The organism is Acidisphaera rubrifaciens HS-AP3, assembly GCF_000964365.1.
Lineage (GTDB): Bacteria > Pseudomonadota > Alphaproteobacteria > Acetobacterales > Acetobacteraceae > Acidisphaera > Acidisphaera rubrifaciens.
Map to the genome: position 1 here is coordinate 1 of NZ_BANB01001031.1, position 1,631 is coordinate 1,631.

The window sequence follows — 1,631 nt, forward strand, 5'->3', positions numbered from 1 at the left end:
ATGTCGACCGACCGATAGCATCCACCCGGAGGGAGCCGGAGAACGCTTCTGTAAGCGGAGCTACAGTTTCCGGCCCCAGGCGCTGCGGATAGATTCGGTAACCCAGCGCGAGTCGCCGTTCTTTAGTTTTGTCCATTATCTTTACGTGGCGCTCGCTCGCCGGTCGAAACCGGAGCGTTGTTGATGATCCTGACCGCCTATTTTGACGAGAGCGGAACGCACGGGGGCGACGGGAGCCGGAACAACCCAGCCTCAGATACCATTGTTATGGCCGGGATGATGGGGACCGCCAGCCAATGGGTGCGGTTTGAGGCCGATCTTGCGAAGCTTCGTCGCAAGTATGGCTTCAGGACGTTGCATATGCTTGATTTCAAGAAGCGGCAGCGCGCGTTCGCAGGCTGGGATCAGATGAAGCAAATCCGATTCTTGCAAGATTGGATGGCGCTCATCAAGCGCGACCGGATTATGGAAGGGGTTACTTTTCGACTCGATCAAAACTCTTACAAGACTGATTACATTGCAAACCGCCCTAGAAAGCCACAGCTAGAGCGTCTTCCGAGCGAACCGACTCAAAGGGATTCCCGCGACGCGGCGGGATGTGATTCATCATCGTTGCTGGGCAGGGGGCCAGCAGCGATGGCAAGAACACTGTCGGAGGATTTGCGGGTTCGGGTGATTCGAGCGGTTGAAGAGGGCCTGTCCTGCCGGGCCAGTGCGGCGCGGTTCGGGATCGGGGTGGCGACCGCGATCCGCTGGGTTCGGGTTTGGCGGGAGACCGGCGAGACCTCGGCGAAGCCGAAAGGTGGCGACCTCCGATCTCAACGGATCGAGGCATTCCATGCCGTGATCCTCGCGGCCGTGGACGCGAAGAAGGACATTACGCTCGACGAACTCAGCGAGCTGCTCGCGCGGGAGCACGGCGCCCGCTTTGCCCCCAGCACGATCTGGCGGTTCTTCGCCCGGCACCGCATCAGCTTCAAAAAAAACGGCACACGCCGCCGAGCAGAACCGGCCCGACGTCGCCAAGCGGCGTCAAGCATGGTTCGAAGCGCAGCCGGATCTTGATCCCGAGCATCTGGTCTTTATCGATGAGACCGGAGCGAGCACGAAGATGGCCCGCATGCGCGGCCGTGCACCTCGCGGCGAGCGTTGCCGGGCCGCGGTCCCGCATGGCCATTGGAAAACCACAACCTTCACCGGCGCGCTGCGCCTGTCCGGCATGACCGCGCCGATGGCGCTGGACGGCCCGATGAACGGCGCCGCATTCCTCGCCTATGTCGAGCAGGTTCTGGCGCCCACGCTGCGGCCGGGCGACGTCGTCGTCATGGACAATCTGCCCGCGCACAAGCGCACCGGCGTGCGAGACGCTATCGAAGCAGCCGGCGCGAGGCTGCGGTTCCTGCCTCCGTATTCTCCCGACTTCAACCCGATCGAGAATGCCTTCGCCAAACTGAAGGCGCTGCTTCGCAGGGCTGCCGCACGAACCCTCGACGGTCTGTGGAACGCGATCGGTCACGCGCTCCCGCTGTTCTCGCCAGCCGAGTGCGCAAACTACTTCACCGCCGCTGGCTACAAGCCGGAATGAACAGATTCTGCTCTAGGGCTCGGACCCATAAATTTCTTGAGCGGGC

Annotated in this window: 1 protein-coding gene and 1 pseudogene; both read left to right on the plus strand. The window is 62.1% G+C overall.

Going from position 1 to position 1,631, the window contains the following annotated elements:
• Nucleotides 1–183: 183 nt before the first annotated feature.
• Nucleotides 184–579: pseudogene (locus B8460_RS23825) on the plus strand (DUF3800 domain-containing protein); the annotation flags it as partial.
• Nucleotides 580–636: 57 nt separating this feature from the next.
• Nucleotides 637–1,585 (plus strand): IS630 family transposase gene (locus tag B8460_RS19865; protein ID WP_241771255.1). Its coding sequence is split into 2 segments (ribosomal slippage): nucleotides 637–980 and nucleotides 979–1,585, totalling 951 coding nucleotides; the frame shifts between segments, so codons are not numbered across the junction.
• Nucleotides 1,586–1,631: the final 46 nt, after the last annotated feature.